Source organism: Arthrobacter sp. V1I9 (assembly GCF_030817075.1).
In the GTDB taxonomy this organism is placed as follows: Bacteria; Actinomycetota; Actinomycetes; order Actinomycetales; family Micrococcaceae; genus Arthrobacter.
Window position 1 is genome coordinate 584,180 of the sequence record NZ_JAUSYU010000001.1, and the last position, 15,433, is coordinate 599,612.

Sequence of the window (15,433 nt, forward strand, 5' to 3'; positions counted from 1 at the left end):
ACGGAGCTGTTTAAGGCCCTGCCGCTAAGGTCCTGCGGCCGCCCGGACCAGGGGCCGGTGCGGCACGACGCGGCCGAGTACGAGGACGCCTGGTTTCGTCCGCACGGGTTCCAGAGGCATGCCAGGCAGTGGGGGCGCCATCGAGCGGTAGGTGTGGCCGGTGGGGGTTGTAAATTCCACCGAATGCCTTGCTCCAGAAACTGGGCGGGCCGCCCAGCCGGTTGTTTCTTTAGTGTGGTTGCACGCTTCGCAGAGGCCTTGGCCGTTTTGATGAGTCGTTGCACCCTTGTTGTGCCAGGAGACGACGTGGTCGTGATGGCGGATTGGCGAGTCGCAAAACGGGGTGCGGCAGGTATCATCCCGGACCTGTAAGAAGCGTTTGAGTCCGGTTGGAAAAATTCGGGCCTTCGAGTCCATCGCCACGAGTTCGCCTGTTCCGGGGGCTGTATAAAGCCGGCGAAGCCAGACTTTGAGCTCTGCCCTTTCCGGGGTGCCTGCGGATTCCGGACTAGCCGCTGCTCTCAGAGTGGCTTGCCTGGCCCATCCCGCGGGGACGACGCCGTAGCCGGTCAGCCGGGCGGGTTCACTGTCCCCCTGGAACAGAGTGCGGTCTGTCATCACCAACTGGACCTCGATGCCGGTGATGCCGCCCGGAGTGCCGGTGACCCGTTCGACCAGGGTATCGGCCATGATTGCGCCCTTGGAACGCTCATCGCCGGAGGACTTCAGAGTGTTGGCCTGCCGGGTGAGCGCTGCGTAGGCGGCGACGCCCTGGGCGACCGGTAGCAGGGCAGTCACGTAAGCCATCGTGTCTGGTGCCGGGCGCAGGGTGACGGTGCGTTCTGTGACCGCATGCGAAGCCCGCTTCGTGACCGACAGCGGGTCCCTCCGGTAGGCGGCAGCCCGGACGGCGCCGGTGATGGCGCGGTCTCCGGCACCGTCGAAGGTGCCGGTGTCGGCGGCGAGTTCCTCGTCCACCGCGAACCGGTCCTCCACCGACAGGCAGGCCGTTTCCTTCACCACCTGAGTGGTCCGCCACTCGTTTAACTGTCCAGACCGGAACGCAGTAAAGGTGCGGGGCATTTCCGTCAGGGCTTTGGCCAGACCCAAGAGCCTTCCGCCCCTTGCCGGCGATTCCCGCCGGGCCAGCGCGACCTGCGTCCCCACTCCGGTGCCCTGCTCGTCGGCCGGAACCCCGGCCGCGGCCCGCTCCTGCCGCAGTGAATGATCGAAGGCCACGGCGATCTCGGCCTGCCTGGCAGCAGCCAACGACTTCAAATCCTCCAGCTCTCGGAGCTGGTCAACCATTCCCGCGCCATCAGTACTGACCGCGACCGAAAGCAGGGCAGTCCGGACATCGGAGACAGAGGGTACATAGCGGGTCCCTGCCCCAGCTGCTCCTGCCGATGCCCCAAACGCTTCCATGAACAAAGTCTTCCAGCCTGGTGGGACAATTTCCCCAGCCAAAACCCTTATGTGGAAAACCCCGTTTTGCGGGCCGGCAGGACGCCACCGCAGGAGCCTGAAGTGTCTGCAGTGGCGCCCAGCACTCCGCGTCAGTCCTCGGCAACCACCACCACGCTGCCGGCCGGCACAACCCCCTCGAACGGCTGGCCGGAGAGCAGGTCCACGCCTGAAGCCTCAACAGCGCCAGAAGTACGTGAGTGGTTGATGGCGAACAGGAAGCTGCGGCCGTCGTCGGAACGCCGGCGCGTCAGCTCAACTCCCGGGTCCGCCACAGTAGCGGGCGCAACGCCCGACTCCTCCAGCAACCGGTCCACGATCGACTCAACCCCGTCCCGGTCAGGGAACGTAGCGAGGTACCACGCGGCGCCGTCGCCCACGGTCCGCCGGGTCAGCGATGGCACGCCCTCCAGCGGATACTCCGTAAAGGTTTGGACCGCCTCGGCGCCCGCAAGGTGGACGTGCTCGCTCCAGATGGAAGACACGCCGCCATCGCTCAGTTTCAGCTGAGCGCCCGCCAGCAGCGGATGGAACTCCTCCACGCGCACGCCGAGCAGTTCCCTGAACGCGCCCGGGTAGCCGCCCAGCCGGACGTGGTCCTTCTCGTCCACGATCCCGCTGAAGTAGCTCACCAGGACCGTTGCGCCGGCAGAAGCGGCAGCGGCAATATTCGCGGCGGCCTCGTCCGTGACCGTGTACAGGGTGCACACCAGCACAAGGTCATAGCCCTCTAAAGAGGCCGACGGATGGACCATATCCACGGACACGCCCCGCAGGAACAGGGACCGGTGGAACGCCCGCAGCAGGTCCAGGTACTTCACGTCCTGGCTCGGCTTGGAGTCGATTTCGCTCGCCCACCATGCCTCGTAGTCGAACACGATCGCAGTGCGCGATTCCACCCGGGAACCGCGGACGGGGGCGAGGCGTTTCAGAGCAGCGCCAAGGTCCACTACCTCCCGCCACACCCGTGTGTCCCGCCCGCCGTGCGGCACCATGGCCGAGTGGAACTTCTCGGAGCCGGCAAAGCTTTGCCGCCACTGGAAGAACATCACGGCGTCCGCGCCGCGGGCCACATGGGCCAGCGAGTTACGCAGCATTTCCCCGGGCATCTTGGGCTGGTTTCGCGGCTGCCAGTTGACGGCCGACGTCGAATGTTCCATCAGGATCCACGGGTCACCTCCCGCGATGCCGCGGGTGAGATCCGCGCTGAACGCGAGCTCGATCTGCCGTTCTGGATCGGCGGCCACGAGATAGTGGTCGTTGGCGACGACGTCCAGGTCCTTGGCCCAGTCAAAGTAGTCCATGGACTTCGTGGCGCTGGATGCCATCAGGTTGGTGGTGCACGGGACCCCCGGGGTGACCTCGCGGAGGACGGCGGCGAGTTCGCGGTAGTAGTCCATCAGGGCCCAGGAGTTGAAGCGTTGGAAGTCCAGTTGCTGGCCCGGGTTCAGGGTGGAAGGCGCAACACCCGGCGGCAGGATCTCTTCGAACGATCCGTAGTTCTGGGACCAGAAAGCGGTACCCCAAGCCGCGTTGAGCGCGCCGATGCTTCCATAACGCTGCTCAAGCCAGGTGCGGAATGCTGCGGCGTCTTCTTCGCCGTAGAACTCGGAGACGTGGCAGCCGAGCTCATTGTCCACATGCCAGAGCGCCAGGGCGGGGTGGTCCTTGTAGCGCTCGGCGAGGACGCGCGTGATGCCCGTGGCGTAGCGGCGGTATACGGCCGACGACGGCGAGTAGTGCCGCCGCGAGCCCGGTCCCAGCACGGTTCCGTCCGCCGTGACGGGGAGGATTTCCGGATGCCTGCGTACCAGCCAGACCGGGGGAGCGGCGGTGGCAGTGGCCAGGGCTACTTTGACTCCGATTCCGGCGAGGTTGTCCAGCACCTCGTCCAGCCAGCCGAAATCGTACTTGCCCTCTTCCGGCTCCAGCAGTGCCCAGGAGAAGATCCCCACGCTGAGGAAGCTCACGCCGGCTTCCTTCATCAGCTCCAGGTCCTCCAGCCGGACGCTGACCGGCCACTGTTCGGGGTTATAGTCGCCCCCATAGGCGATGCCTTCGATGTTGTTCCAGACGCTGGCCGGGCTGGAGGTTTCCTGCAAAGTCATGGGACTCCTTTGTCTGCTGGGAAGATGGAACTGGCCTGAAAATCAGATCTTTGGAAAACGCTTGCCCATTTCCGGGAATGCCGATATTGTATCGTTTCAGAAGCCGTGTAAGCCAGCTCACTACTCACGTTGTAGGTTGGGCGACTGGGGTTGCACACATCGAGCAAGGAGGCTCTCATGATCAACAGAAGGAATTTCCTCACCACCGTAGCCGTAGGCACCGCATCTGCCGCGGCCCTGGCGGCCTGTGGAACGGGCGGCGGCACCAGCGCCGGCGAGACTGGCTCTGCGGAAAACCCTGTCACCATCAACTACACCTGGTGGGGCAACGACGACCGCGCCGAGCGTACCCGCAAGGCAATTGCCCTGTTCGAGGCGAAGAACCCGGACATCAAGGTCAACGGCAACTTTACTGACTTCGCCGGCTACTGGCAGAAGCGCGCCACCGAGGCTGCCGGCGGCGGCCTGCCGGACGTGATGCAGTGGGACCTTTCGTACCTGCGCGATTACGGCCAGCGCAACCAGCTCCTGGACCTGGGCACGGTGAAGATCAACACCGACGCCTTTGACAAGTCCCTTTTGCCCTCGGGCCAGATCAGGGGCAAGACCTACGGCATCCCCACCAGCACCAACGCGTTCGCCGTCTACTACGATCCGGCCAAGCTGAAGTCCCTGGGCATCACCGAGCCGACAGGAAAGTGGACCTACAAGGAATTCAACGACTTCCTGACGGAGGTGGGCACCAAGAGCAAGGGTGCGGTCTTCGGCTCGACCGACTACACCGGTGTCTGGTGGATGTTCAACATCTGGCTCCGCCAGAACAACATCGAGGCCTTCACCGAGGACGGCAAGCTCGGCTTCACCAAGGACGATATGAAGAAGTGGTGGAACCAGACCGCCGGTCTTCGCGGCACCCCCGCCATCATCACCGAAGAGCGTGTCACCCAGCTCGCACCCAAGTCCCCGTTCGGTTCCAACGTCACCGCCACCGAAGTCACCTGGGACAACTTCATGGCCGGATACCTGGCGGACAGCGGCGCCAAGGAACTCAAGCTTGTTCCCGTTCCGTCTGACAGCCCGGACAACCTGGGCCTGTTCCTGAAGCCGTCCATGCTGATGGTGGCCAGCGCCAAGACCAAGTTCAAGGATGCTGCTGCCCGCTTCATCGACTTCATGGTCAACGACCCCGAGGTGGGCCAGATCTTCAAGACCTCCCGCGGCGTGCCGGCGTCCAAGACCCAGCGTGACGGCACCACCTTCGAAGGTACTGACAAGCTCGTGGTGGACTACGAAAAGTCCATCGAGCAGTACCTCAAGGACGCCCCCGAGCCGCCCATTGTCGGTTTCGGCACCCTCGAGGCTTCCTTCAAGCGCGTCAGCTCGGACCTGAACTACGGCAAGCTGACCATCGACGGCGCAGCCGACGCATGGTTCAAGGAAGCCGAAGACCTCATCAAGCAGAACGCCTGAGCAGCATAGTGTCTGCCCGACGATCACAACTGACGGATTGAACTCGTGACTCAAAGCCCAACATTGAGCAGGCGTTCGGCGCAGTCCGATTCCACGCTGCCGCGCAAGTCGCGGCAGCGTGGAGCGGATGCCCGCGCCGGCTACACCTTCCTGCTGCCCTGGCTGCTGGGATTCATCGCCCTCACTGTTGGGCCTATGATTTCCTCGCTCTACCTGTCCTTCACCAACTACAACCTGTTCGATCCGCCCAAGTGGATTGGCCTGGACAACTACACCACCCTCTTCCAGGACGAACGCTTCCTGCAGTCCGTGGGCGTGACCGTGGGCTACGTGGTCTTCGGTACCCCGCTCAAGCTCGCCGCCGCACTGGCAGTGGCAATGCTCCTGAACAGCAAGCGCCGCGGCCAGGGTTTCTACCGCTCGGCGTTCTACGCACCGTCCCTGATCGGCGCGTCCGTCTCCATCGCCATCGTCTGGAAGGCCATGTTCGGCGACGCCGGTCCGGTGGACCAGGGCCTGTCCTTCTTCGGGATCAACCTGGGCGGCTGGGTGGGCAACCCGTCCATGACCATGCCGATGTTCATCCTGCTGACCGTGTGGCAGTTCGGCGCCCCGATGGTGATCTTCCTCGCCGGTTTGAAGCAGATCCCGGCAGACCTCTACGAGGCTGCGTCCATGGACGGCGCCGGTCCGGTGCGGAAGTTCTTCAACATCACCTGGCCCATGCTCTCCCCGGTGATCTTCTTCAACCTGCTGATGGAAACCATCCACGCGTTCCAGATCTTCGCCTCGGCCTACATCATCTCCAACGGTGAAGGCGGCCCAGCCGGTTCCACCCTCTTCTACACCCTCTACCTGTACCTGCGGGGCTTCAGCGACTTCCGGATGGGCTACGCCTCGGCGATGGCCTGGCTGCTGGTGATCGTCGTCGGCATTATCACCCTGATCTTCTTCCGCACGTCCAAGTCCTGGGTCCACTACAGCGGTGATGCAAAATGACAACCACGGCAACCCCCACCCAGTCCACCCCGGACGCTCAGGTGCCTAACTACAACCCCAAGTCCGAATCGGTTGGGGCCAAGCGCGCCAAGAGCACCCTCTTCCACATCGTGGCACTGGCCCTCACGGCAGTGGTCCTGTACCCGGGCCTGTGGATGATCGCCTCCTCGTTCAAGCCGAACGCCGAGATCGGCGGCGCCAACACGTCGCTGTGGTCCAACAACTTCAGCTTCGACAACTTCGTCACGGCCATGGACGGCATCGGCGGCGTGTCCACGCTGCAGTTCTTCACCAACTCGCTGATCCTGGCCATCGGCGCCGTGGTGGGCACCGTTCTCTCCGCCAGCGTGTCAGCGTATGCGTTCGCAAGAATCAAGTTCCCGGGCCGCAGCGTGTTCTTCGGCATGATGATCGCCACCCTGCTCCTGCCGTTCCACGTGGTGATCATCCCGCAGTACATCGTGTTCCAGCAGCTGGGCCTGGTGGACACCTACGTGCCGCTGCTGATCGGCAAATTCCTGGCCGCTGACGCGTTCTTCGTGTTCCTGATGGTCCAGTTCATGCGCAACCTGCCCGGTGAGCTGGACGAGGCAGCCAGGATCGACGGCGCCGGCCACGTCCGGATCTTCACGTCCATCATGCTGCCGCTGATGAAGCCGGCCCTGATCTCCACCTCGATCTTCTCCTTCATCTGGAGCTGGAACGACTTCCTGGGCCCGCTGCTCTACCTGAACACCCCGGACAAGTACCCGCTGCCGCTGGCCCTGCGCCTCTTCGTGGACCAGACCCAAAGCTCGGACTACGGTGCAATGATCGCCATGTCCGTCCTGGCCCTGCTGCCGGTGCTGATCTTCTTCCTGGTGTTCCAGCGGTACATTGTTGAAGGCGTCTCCACCCAGGGCCTCAAGGGCTAACGGCCCGGAAAACCGAGACAGAAAATGAGCGTTATGGACAGCACCATACCCGCCCCCAGCCACCACGAACCCGTCCCGGTGAACCGCTTTGCGCTGTTCTCCGAGACCCTCCTGGCAGGGGTGCTGGTGCTGGTGCTGTCCCTTCCACTGGTAACGATCCCCGCCGCATATGCGGCGGGGATCGCCCATCTTGAACGGCACCTTTCCGGGAGGGACGATTCCGTCCGCGGCCTCTGGGACACCTTCAAGGCAGCCCTGCCAGGCAGCTGGAAGCTTGGAATCACGACGGCGGCAGCCGCCGTCGTGATTGTCCTGAACCTTTTGCTCGCTTGGGTGGGACAGCTTCCGGGCCGGGAAGTGGTCCTGCCGGCAACCCTGATCCTTGCTGCCAAGGCGGCCATCCTGCTCCTGCGCACCACGGCCGCCTGGTCCGATTTCGCAGGCTCCCGGGACGACGCCCGCAGTGCCTGGCGCTCCGCACTTGAGGCCGGCCAAGCCCTGTCACTTAAGGACTGGAGCGGGTCCCTCCTGCTTGCCGCCGCGCTCTTCGGGGCAGTGGTGTTTGTGTGGATGCTGGCGGCGCTTTTCGTGGTGGTTCCCGGCACCCTGATCCTCGCCGCCGCAGCAGTAAAGCTGCGCTCCGCCCGCGCCTGAACCCGGCGGGAAGCAATACCCCGGCGGCCGGCAAGAACGGCACGCTGTAAACATTTTCAGGTTCCGCCCGTCACTAATTTGAGACGAGTCCGACGTGTCTTCCGACCGCCAGCGTTCCGAACAGTCCCTCCCTTCTCCGACGAGCCAACCCAAGCAGGCGCCGTGGTACCAGCCCCTGAAGCAGCGCAACTACCGGCTCTTCCTGGCACTGGTATTCACCGGCAGTGTTGGTGTGTGGATGCAGCGGCTCGCCCAGGACTGGCTGGTGCTGCAACTGACCGGCAGCCCCGCCGCCGTGGGTGTGGCCGTTGCGCTGCAGTTCCTGCCCATGCTGATTGTGGGACCACTCAGCGGCTTACTGGTGGACATGTTTCCCAAACGCCGGATCATGCTGTTCTGCCAGGTGGTCATTGCCTTCCTGGCCATGGGCCTGGCCGCATGGGCGGCGAGCGGGACCATCACCGTCTGGGCCGTTTACGCCAGCTGCGTAGCGCTCGGAGTGACTTCAGCCATCAACCAGCCTGCCAGCCAGGTGTTCGTCAATGAAGTCGTGGGGGACGCCGCCCTCAGGCCCGCCATCGGCATCAACAACGCCATCGGCCAACTGGGCGCGATGGCAGGACCAGCGCTGGCCGGAATAGTTATTGCACAGGTTGGTTCTGCGGCGGCGTTTGCTGCGAACTCGGTGCTGTGCTTGCTGGTGCTTTGCCTGATTGCCGCCATCCGTCCGGCCGAGCTGCATCCGAGCATCCCGGCGGAACGGGGCCGGGGCCAACTCCTGGCCGGGTTCCGTTATGTCCGCGAGCGGCCTTCGCTGCTGCTGATTATTGCCCTGGCCGGGCTCCTGGGGATGTTCGGCATGAACGGGCCCGTGGTGCTGGCAGCCTTTGCGGAACGTGAATGGCATAACGGGGTTGAAGGGTTCGGGCTCTTCAACACAGTCAGTGCCATCGGTGCCCTTGCCGGTGCGCTGCTGGCGGCCCGCCTTCGGAGCCTGGGACGGAAGGGGATCGTGCTTGCGGCAGGCCTGTTTGGGCTGTCCCAGCTGGTTGCGGCACTGATGCCCAGCCTCATCCTCTTCATTGTGATGCTGGTGGTGGTTGGCCTGATGACCCTGCTGTTCCTCACCAGCGCCGCTACCGCGGTGCAACTTGAGGCCGGCCCGGAGATCCGCGGCCGGGTGATGGCGCTGTATCTGCCCCTCCTGCTGGGCGGACACGCCCTGGGCGGCCTGCTGGCCGGTTGGCTGACGGAGCAGTTTGGCGTGCGGCTGGGGCTCGTGACCACCGGCGGGCTGGGCATGCTGTCCGCAGCCGTGATCGGTCTTTTACTGTGGTGTAATTCCCGCCGCGTGCGGTCCGCCTGACCCGTCCCTCGGCGAAGCATGGACCATCACGCTACGTGTTCCGCGGCCGGGGTGGGGGGCATGTCAGGAAGCTGGAAGTTCGAAGGCGTGCGGGGCCGTTCCTGCCCAGGGAAGCCCCAGTTCACTGAAGGTGGCATGCTGCCGGGCGGCACGTGCCAGGGCCTCCTCGATGCCGGGGACCACTGCATGCGCCGCATCCCCCTCGCCCACCCAGCGGAAGTGCGCCTCGTCAAGAGGTGCCGGCAGCGGGGCAGTTCGAATGGCTTCCAGGACGAGCATAAACGCACCGCTGTCCAGGAGAGGGCTGATGAGCGGAGCCCCGGTGTTGCGGTGGGCCAGCAGGTTTTCCGTCAGGTCGTCCCGTCCGAAGACCTCCTCGGAGCGGCCGGCTGCTGTCTCCACCGTCAGGCGGTCCTCGGTGTAGTGGAAGACGGCTGTTCCTTCCGAGCCCTGGAGGGTCACATACGGTTCCACGGACTCGGTGGCGCACAGTGTGAGGGCGCAGGTGATGGGCAGCCCTGCGCTGGTTCGGATCCGGATCACCGACGTGTCATCCGACTCGATCTGGTTGGCGCGGTAGAGCTCGGTTTCCAGGGAAGCGATGTCTGCAGTGGTACGTGCCCCGGCAATCCTCAGCGCTGTCGCCACCGCATGGGCCAGCGGATTGGTGGCCACGCCGTCCACCACGTCCACGCCGTCGATGGTGCGTTTGCCGGCCCAGCGGGACCGCTTGTAGTAGGCCCGGTCCCGGACCCAGCGGCCAGTGGCCGAGATGCCCTGCAAGGTGCCGATGGTTCCGTCCGCGAGGAGCTTTTCGATGGCCTTCAGCGCGTGGGAACCCAGGCTCTGGAAGCCGATCTGGACACTCCTGCCGTTGGCCGCAGCAGCGTCGCAGAGCCGGCTGAAGTCCGCCAGCGATGCGACCGGCGGCTTTTCCAGGTAGAGGTCGGCGGCGGTGGCCAGTGCTGCCAGGCCAAGCGGGGCATGGGTCTGGATGGGGGTGGCAACAATAATCAGATCCAGCCCGCTGGTGTCCGCGAGCAGTTCGGTCAGCCCCGGAAAGACGGCGGTTGTTGCAGGGACTGAGCCGGGAGCCGGGGGAGTGGGGTCAGCAACGGCAACAAGGTGGACGACGCCGGCGCCCTGAAGGCGTTCCAGGTTCCGCAGGTGGTGTGTGCCGAAGCCGTGGACACCTACCAGCGCCACCCTTGCAGCGGGCACGCCGGGGTGCTCCGCACCGGGCTCGGCGGCGTGCGTGGCGGCAGGGGTCAGGCGGTGTTGGTTGCGGGGCTGGGTCCCGGCGACGGTGCCGGCTGGCGTTTCCATGGTGCTCCATTCCGCCCGGACAGGGCACGGCGTTCTTCGGCCGCCCTTGTGGCAAGCGCTTTCCGCTTCCCAGTGTGCGGGGTGACTGTCGTGAATGTCCAGTTATGTAACGATTCAAATATTCCGACGGATTCCTTCGGCAAGGTGCTGGGGCGGAGGCTACATAAGGCTCCTACAGATGGCGCCGCTGCGTGCCGTATGCCGGAACGTGGTAGCGGAGAAGCTGCAGCTGACTGCTGCCCCCTAGTGGCTGGTGGTTCCTTGGCGGGACTCCAGCAGAGGTGGGATCCAGCGGTCCGCTGCAATGCCCGTCGCAATCGAATAGATAGCTTTGTGCAGGACGTCGACCGCCTGTTCTTGCGGACTCCAGGAGGCGGGTGGTGCGCCCATGCCGCTGGCATTCTCAAGGGTTTGGTCAAAGGCAAGCCGTACGGCCGTGTGCTTGGTGTTGGCCAGGGTTCCGCGGATCCCGGTGACCGCCCACATGCCGCGAAGTGAGCCCAGTACCGCCCCCGTGCCCCAGTGCATCACATGGTTCCACACCAGGGGTTTCTCCGCCTGCCGGGGAGCCTTGGCCAGGAGCGCGAGAAGGGTGCGGGCAGGCACATAGGAATTTGGCCGCTTTGTGAAGAGCTGCTCGGCTTTCTCGCCGGCAGTCATCACCGCCACTCCGACCAGGCCGCACACCGCGCCCTTGCTCGCGGCTGCGAGCAGTCGCCGTCCCCTCATTTCGCCCTGCATGTATTGCTCCAATCCAGCTTGAGACGTACCCGAGTCCTTGGTACGTACCCAGCAGGGTGGAGGCCCTAACCTGCAACCGCCCTTGAGCGCCTGCGCATCCCCCTGGAGAATGCCGACGGCGGCAGTTTGGGCCATGCGGGGGAGCCAGGTCAGGCGATGGCTTCCAGTGAGAGTTCCTCGACCGCGGACTGCAGGGCGTCCATGTCGAACCACTCGACGGGCAGCACCTCATGGATAAAGGCATCAAAGTCAAAGGGGTGGCAGTGCCCGCCATGGTTCCAGTACAAGATCCAGAGATCGATCAGGCCAAGGTCCTTGCGCTGCAGCAGGTGTCTGGCTGTGTGCCGCAGGTGGTCCATAACCAATCCTTGCTTCTGCTACCCCCGCCCCACAAGAGCATCAACGGCGTTTGCGGTGGCGAATTGTGGTGGCGGCGTCACTGGGGGCAGGAGGAGGGAGATTCCAACGCACCGGCGATGGCCTGCTGCAGCTGCAGGGCACTGTTCTCGGTGGAGCCGCCCGCATCAATAACAACGAAACGTGGAAACCATGGCAGGTCCGTGTAGGCCATCCTGAACCTCTGGAGGTCCTCGAGGTTTTCCTGGTCCTCGCCCCTGAGCGCAATCCGTTCGTACGCCTGCTCAGCCGTGAGGTCGAAATAGACTATTGCCTGGGCCTTCGGCAGCATCTCCAGCAGGGCTTCCAGCATCCGGTGGCGGTGTATGCCCCGTGCCTTCCGGAGGGCCAGCTGGCAGTACAGGTGCCTGTCCATAATGACCAGCCCGTCGAAGCGCCCTGCACGCAGGTGGTTGAGCAGGACGTTGTAGACCCGGACAACGGTTTCGAGGATATCCGCCACCTGGGCGGGCAGTGGCAGCCCGAAGCGCCGGGCGAGGGCGGAGATTGTTTTGCGCCCCGAATAGTTGCCCAGGACCAGCACCGGTGTGCTTGGCATGAGTTCCTCCACACCTTGAACGGCAGTGGACTTGCCCGCGCCATCAATGCCCAGCACCACAATGAGGGCTGATGGTCGTCTTGAGCGTTGTGTCATATCTCTTTCATACGGTGGTGCCCTGTGGCTGCGGTTCTGGAAGCCTGTGGACAGGCTGAGCAGGTGAGGACGCCCCCGGGTCGAGGTTGGAGCAGAATAGGGGAGTCTGCACTGGAGGGAGACTGGCATGGAGCCTGTAATTGTCGATGGTGGCAAAGGTACGGTGGAGTTGCGTTCCGACGGCGTCATCCACCTTATCTGGGAGCCGCAAGTCCGTATAGAACAACATGACGCCCAGGCGGCAATGGCAGCTGTCAACGAGATAGCAGGGGAGGGGACTTTCCCCATGCTCGTGGACATGGCCACCACGGAAAACGTCACCAGGGCGGCCCGCTCGGTGTTCTCCATCCCTTGCGCTGCAAACCGGATCGCCCTGCTGGGTTCCAGCCCCGTAGACCGGATCCTGGCGAACTTTTTCCTCGGGGTGCACGTTCCGCCGTGCCCCACCCGATTCTTTACTTCCAGGACGGAGTCCATGGACTGGCTGCAGCAGGCAGGCTAATCCGCCTGATGCTAGGCAGGGCGAAAGTCCGGTCAGCCCGCGGACGGCGCCGCGGTACTTTGCCGGACCACCAGTTCCGGGGTGAAGATGACCGCGCGGTGCCGGGGGTGCTGGGCTTCAACCTCTTCCGCCAGGAGTTCGATGGCCGTCCTGCCCAAGGCCTCGGTGGGCTGCCGGATGGACGAGAGAGGCACCACGGCGGAGACCGCAAAGTCGATGTCGTCGTAGCCGATCAAGGCAATGTCCTCCGGAATCCGGAAGGTGTGCGTCATGGTGAGCGACTGCATGACTCCGAGCGCCAGGAGGTCGTTGGCGCAGAAGATCCCGTCAGGAAGCCCGCCGCGCTCCCGTTCCACCAGCATGTTGCCGACGCTGCGCCCGGCCAGGACGGTTTGGCCTTCCGAAACCAGCACCTCCAGCGTGGCGTCCGGTTCTTCCTTTACTGCGCGCTGGGCGCCCTGCAGGCGGTCAGCCACCTGGCGGATGGAAGCGGAGCCACCCACAAAGGCGAGCCGACGGCGGCCGGTGTCCAGCAGGTGCCGCGCAGCCAGGTACCCGCCGGCGTCGTCGTCAACGGCCACTGAGCTGAACTTATCCTCGTCAGCCAACCGGTCCACCAGGACGGTGGGCACGCCGCGCTCGCGGAGCAGGTCCAGGCGCTCCGTGACATCGCCCACGGGTGAAATGAGGAGGCCCTGGACGCGCTGCTCCTGGAACAGGTCGATGTAGTTCGCTTCCCGGCCGGCGTCGTGCCCGCTGTCGCCGAGCAGGACGGCACTGCCCTGGAGGGCGGCCGCATCCTCGGCAGCGCGCACCACGGAAGTGAAAAAGGGGTTGCCCACGTCCAGGACAATGAGGCCTATGGTGCGGCTGTGGCCGGCGCGCAGCTGACGGGCGGCGTCGTTGCGGACGAAACCCAGTTCGTCGATGGCACGCAGCACCCGTTCCTTGGTCCGTTGCGAGACCCTGTCCGGGTAGTTCAGCACATTCGAAACCGTGCCCACCGCCACGTTCGCGTGGTTGGCTACGTCCTTGATGCTGGCTGAGCGATTCATGATTCTCCGTGCTGGTGGGCCGAGTGCACATGCCTCCCGGTTTTGGTGGGAAACAGGTCCCGGAATGCTTGACACCTAGTCAGATTCAAGAGTACTTTGAATCGTACTAATGAAACGATTCAAAGATTTGCGAGTTCAGGAGAGTTCCAAATGAGGGTGTGCTTCCGTGCCTCGGTCCAGCCAGCGCTGATCGACGAATACCGCCGCCGGCACGCCGCCGTTTGGCCGGAGATGCTCCGGGCGCTCAAGGATGCCGGCTGGAACAACTACTCGCTGTTCCTCGGCGAAGACGGGCTCCTGATTGGCTACCTGGAATGCGACGACTTCAACGCAGCCCGGGCCCGCATGGCCCTCGCGGACGTGAACGCCCGCTGGCAGGCTGAAATGGCCACACTCTTCGAAGACACGGACCAGGCACCCGATGAGGGGTTCCAAGTACTTGAGGAAGTCTTCAACCTCGACAACCAGCTCACGGCGGCGGAGTCCTCCACAGGCTGACGGGCACAAACTTCCACGCACAGGGCGCTCCAGCAGCGGGGCCGCACAACACAGCAACACCCATCAGGCAACAGCCCAACAAAGACACCGGAAAGAACCAACATCATGAATGAAGTAGCAACGGCGCTGGGCAGGCTCGAGGAGCTTGCCATCGAGGTCCCCTCGTGGGCTTATGGAAATTCAGGGACGCGGTTCAAGGTGTTCGGTACCCCCGGCACCCCGCGCACCGTGCAGGAAAAGCTTGCGGATGCGGCCAAGGTCCACGAACTGACCGGGCTGGCTCCCACCGTTGCGCTCCACATTCCGTGGGACAAGGTGGATGACTACGCCGCCCTGAAGGAGTACGCCGCCGGGCTGGGCGTTGGTTTGGGCACCATCAACTCCAACACCTTCCAGGATGATGAGTACAAGTTCGGTTCGCTGACGTCCTCGAACGAGACGGTCCGCCGCCGCGCCGTGGCCCACCACCTGGACTGCATCCAGATCATGCACGCCACCGGGTCGAAGGACCTGAAGATCTGGCTTGCTGACGGCACCAACTACCCGGGCCAGGACGACATGCGCGGGCGCCAGGACCGCCTGGCCGAATCCCTGCAGGAAATTTACGCCGCGCTGGGTGACGAGCAGCGCCTGGTGCTGGAGTACAAGTTCTTCGAGCCGGCTTTCTACCACACGGATGTTCCTGACTGGGGCACCTCCTACGCCCAGACCCTGGCACTCGGCGAGAAGGCGTTTGTCTGCCTGGACACCGGCCACCACGCCCCGGGCACCAATATCGAGTTCATCGTGATGCAGCTGCTGCGCCTGGGCAAGCTGGGGTCCTTTGACTTCAACTCCCGCTTCTACGCGGATGATGACCTGATTGTTGGCGCGGCTGACCCGTTCCAGCTGTTCCGCATCATGCACGAGGTAATCCGCGGCGGCGGCTACGGCAAGGACGCTGTGGGGAATTCCGCTGTCGCTCTGATGCTGGACCAGTGCCACAACCTGGAAGAGAAGATCCCGGGCCAGATCCGCTCGGTCCTGAACGTCCAGGAAATGACCGCCCGCGCCCTGCTGATCGACACCGAAGCCCTGGCGGAGGCACAGCGCGCCGGCGATGTGCTGGCCGCCAACGGCATCCTCAACGATGCCTTCTACACCGATGTCCGCCCGGTCCTGGCCGAGTGGCGTGAATCCCGCGGCCTGCCCGGGGACCCGCTGGCAGCGTTCAAGGCCAGCGGCTACCAGAAGAAGATCAACGAGGACCGCGCAGGCGGCCAGCAAGCCGGATGGGGCGCATAAG

The 15,433-nt window shown here is 64.3% G+C and carries 15 protein-coding genes; 8 read left to right on the forward strand and 7 right to left on the reverse strand.

Annotation, left to right across the window (positions count from 1 at the left end; translation table 11 throughout):
- Positions 1 to 24: 24 nt before the first annotated feature.
- Complete coding sequence (locus QFZ70_RS02745) at positions 25 to 1,425, reverse strand: HNH endonuclease (RefSeq protein ID WP_307093984.1); 1,401 nt, start codon at positions 1,423 to 1,425, stop codon at positions 25 to 27.
- A 131-nt stretch (positions 1,426 to 1,556) separates the two neighbouring features.
- Positions 1,557 to 3,572 carry a beta-galactosidase gene (locus QFZ70_RS02750; RefSeq protein WP_307093985.1) on the reverse strand — a complete coding sequence of 672 codons (2,016 nt, stop codon included), beginning with the start codon at positions 3,570 to 3,572 and terminating at the stop codon, positions 1,557 to 1,559.
- Between the two features lie 177 nt (positions 3,573 to 3,749).
- Here QFZ70_RS02750 and QFZ70_RS02755 point away from each other — a divergent pair, with 177 nt between their 5' ends.
- The 5 genes from QFZ70_RS02755 to QFZ70_RS02775 all read left to right on the forward strand — a co-directional run bounded on the left by QFZ70_RS02755 (position 3,750) and on the right by QFZ70_RS02775 (position 8,975).
- Complete coding sequence (locus tag QFZ70_RS02755; RefSeq protein WP_307093986.1) at positions 3,750 to 5,042, forward strand: ABC transporter substrate-binding protein; 1,293 nt, start codon at positions 3,750 to 3,752, stop codon at positions 5,040 to 5,042.
- Positions 5,043 to 5,087: 45 nt separating this feature from the next.
- Positions 5,088 to 6,041, forward strand: coding sequence for a carbohydrate ABC transporter permease (locus QFZ70_RS02760; RefSeq protein WP_307093987.1), 954 nt, complete (start codon positions 5,088 to 5,090; stop codon positions 6,039 to 6,041).
- Positions 6,038 to 6,955 (forward strand): carbohydrate ABC transporter permease, encoded by a 918-nt coding sequence (locus tag QFZ70_RS02765; protein WP_307093988.1) that lies wholly within the window; start codon positions 6,038 to 6,040, stop codon positions 6,953 to 6,955. The genes QFZ70_RS02760 and QFZ70_RS02765 overlap by 4 nt, the downstream gene beginning before the upstream one ends.
- A gap of 24 nt (positions 6,956 to 6,979) precedes the next feature.
- Complete coding sequence (locus QFZ70_RS02770) at positions 6,980 to 7,609, forward strand: Poxvirus protein I5 (RefSeq protein WP_307093989.1); 630 nt, start codon at positions 6,980 to 6,982, stop codon at positions 7,607 to 7,609.
- 94 nt (positions 7,610 to 7,703) lie between these two features.
- Positions 7,704 to 8,975 (forward strand): MFS transporter, encoded by a 1,272-nt coding sequence (locus QFZ70_RS02775; RefSeq protein ID WP_307093990.1) that lies wholly within the window; start codon positions 7,704 to 7,706, stop codon positions 8,973 to 8,975.
- 63 nt (positions 8,976 to 9,038) lie between these two features.
- Here QFZ70_RS02775 and QFZ70_RS02780 read toward each other — a convergent pair whose 3' ends face one another.
- From QFZ70_RS02780 to QFZ70_RS02795, 4 genes are all read right to left on the reverse strand, one after another.
- A complete protein-coding gene (locus QFZ70_RS02780) occupies positions 9,039 to 10,301 on the reverse strand; it encodes a Gfo/Idh/MocA family protein (protein WP_307093991.1) in 1,263 nt (420 codons plus the stop codon).
- Positions 10,302 to 10,544: 243 nt separating this feature from the next.
- Positions 10,545 to 11,042, reverse strand: coding sequence for a hypothetical protein (locus tag QFZ70_RS02785; protein ID WP_307093992.1), 498 nt, complete (start codon positions 11,040 to 11,042; stop codon positions 10,545 to 10,547).
- A 149-nt stretch (positions 11,043 to 11,191) separates the two neighbouring features.
- On the reverse strand, positions 11,192 to 11,401 hold the full coding sequence (locus tag QFZ70_RS02790) for a hypothetical protein (protein ID WP_307093993.1): 210 nt from the start codon (positions 11,399 to 11,401) through the stop codon (positions 11,192 to 11,194).
- A gap of 77 nt (positions 11,402 to 11,478) precedes the next feature.
- Positions 11,479 to 12,093 carry a thymidylate kinase gene (locus QFZ70_RS02795; RefSeq protein ID WP_307093994.1) on the reverse strand — a complete coding sequence of 205 codons (615 nt, stop codon included), beginning with the start codon at positions 12,091 to 12,093 and terminating at the stop codon, positions 11,479 to 11,481.
- A 127-nt stretch (positions 12,094 to 12,220) separates the two neighbouring features.
- Here QFZ70_RS02795 and QFZ70_RS02800 point away from each other — a divergent pair, with 127 nt between their 5' ends.
- Positions 12,221 to 12,595, forward strand: coding sequence for an STAS/SEC14 domain-containing protein (locus QFZ70_RS02800; protein WP_307093995.1), 375 nt, complete (start codon positions 12,221 to 12,223; stop codon positions 12,593 to 12,595).
- Positions 12,596 to 12,627: 32 nt separating this feature from the next.
- On the opposite strand, the gene QFZ70_RS02805 is transcribed toward QFZ70_RS02800, so the two are convergent.
- Entirely contained in the window at positions 12,628 to 13,650 is a 1,023-nt protein-coding gene (locus tag QFZ70_RS02805; protein WP_307093996.1) for a LacI family DNA-binding transcriptional regulator, read from the reverse strand.
- Between the two features lie 150 nt (positions 13,651 to 13,800).
- Here QFZ70_RS02805 and QFZ70_RS02810 point away from each other — a divergent pair, with 150 nt between their 5' ends.
- On the forward strand, positions 13,801 to 14,148 hold the full coding sequence (locus tag QFZ70_RS02810) for an L-rhamnose mutarotase (RefSeq protein ID WP_307093997.1): 348 nt from the start codon (positions 13,801 to 13,803) through the stop codon (positions 14,146 to 14,148).
- 105 nt (positions 14,149 to 14,253) lie between these two features.
- Positions 14,254 to 15,432 (forward strand): L-rhamnose isomerase, encoded by a 1,179-nt coding sequence (rhaI, locus tag QFZ70_RS02815; protein ID WP_307093998.1) that lies wholly within the window; start codon positions 14,254 to 14,256, stop codon positions 15,430 to 15,432.
- Position 15,433 lies beyond the last annotated feature (1 nt).

Excerpts from the sequence above, each read along its gene's own strand:
- QFZ70_RS02745 (WP_307093984.1), bottom strand. The coding sequence starts at position 1,425 with ATGGAAGCGTTTGGGGCATCGGCAGGAGCAGCTGGGGCAGGGACCCGC.
- QFZ70_RS02750 (WP_307093985.1), bottom strand. The coding sequence starts at position 3,572 with ATGACTTTGCAGGAAACCTCCAGCCCGGCCAGCGTCTGGAACAACATC.
- QFZ70_RS02755 (WP_307093986.1), top strand. The coding sequence starts at position 3,750 with ATGATCAACAGAAGGAATTTCCTCACCACCGTAGCCGTAGGCACCGCA.
- QFZ70_RS02765 (WP_307093988.1), top strand. The coding sequence starts at position 6,038 with ATGACAACCACGGCAACCCCCACCCAGTCCACCCCGGACGCTCAGGTG.
- QFZ70_RS02770 (WP_307093989.1), top strand. The coding sequence starts at position 6,980 with ATGAGCGTTATGGACAGCACCATACCCGCCCCCAGCCACCACGAACCC.
- QFZ70_RS02780 (WP_307093991.1), bottom strand. The coding sequence starts at position 10,301 with ATGGAAACGCCAGCCGGCACCGTCGCCGGGACCCAGCCCCGCAACCAA.
- QFZ70_RS02785 (WP_307093992.1), bottom strand. The coding sequence starts at position 11,042 with ATGCAGGGCGAAATGAGGGGACGGCGACTGCTCGCAGCCGCGAGCAAG.
- QFZ70_RS02790 (WP_307093993.1), bottom strand. The coding sequence starts at position 11,401 with ATGGACCACCTGCGGCACACAGCCAGACACCTGCTGCAGCGCAAGGAC.
- QFZ70_RS02795 (WP_307093994.1), bottom strand. The coding sequence starts at position 12,093 with ATGACACAACGCTCAAGACGACCATCAGCCCTCATTGTGGTGCTGGGC.
- QFZ70_RS02800 (WP_307093995.1), top strand. The coding sequence starts at position 12,221 with ATGGAGCCTGTAATTGTCGATGGTGGCAAAGGTACGGTGGAGTTGCGT.
- QFZ70_RS02805 (WP_307093996.1), bottom strand. The coding sequence starts at position 13,650 with ATGAATCGCTCAGCCAGCATCAAGGACGTAGCCAACCACGCGAACGTG.
- QFZ70_RS02810 (WP_307093997.1), top strand. The coding sequence starts at position 13,801 with ATGAGGGTGTGCTTCCGTGCCTCGGTCCAGCCAGCGCTGATCGACGAA.
- rhaI (WP_307093998.1), top strand. The coding sequence starts at position 14,254 with ATGAATGAAGTAGCAACGGCGCTGGGCAGGCTCGAGGAGCTTGCCATC.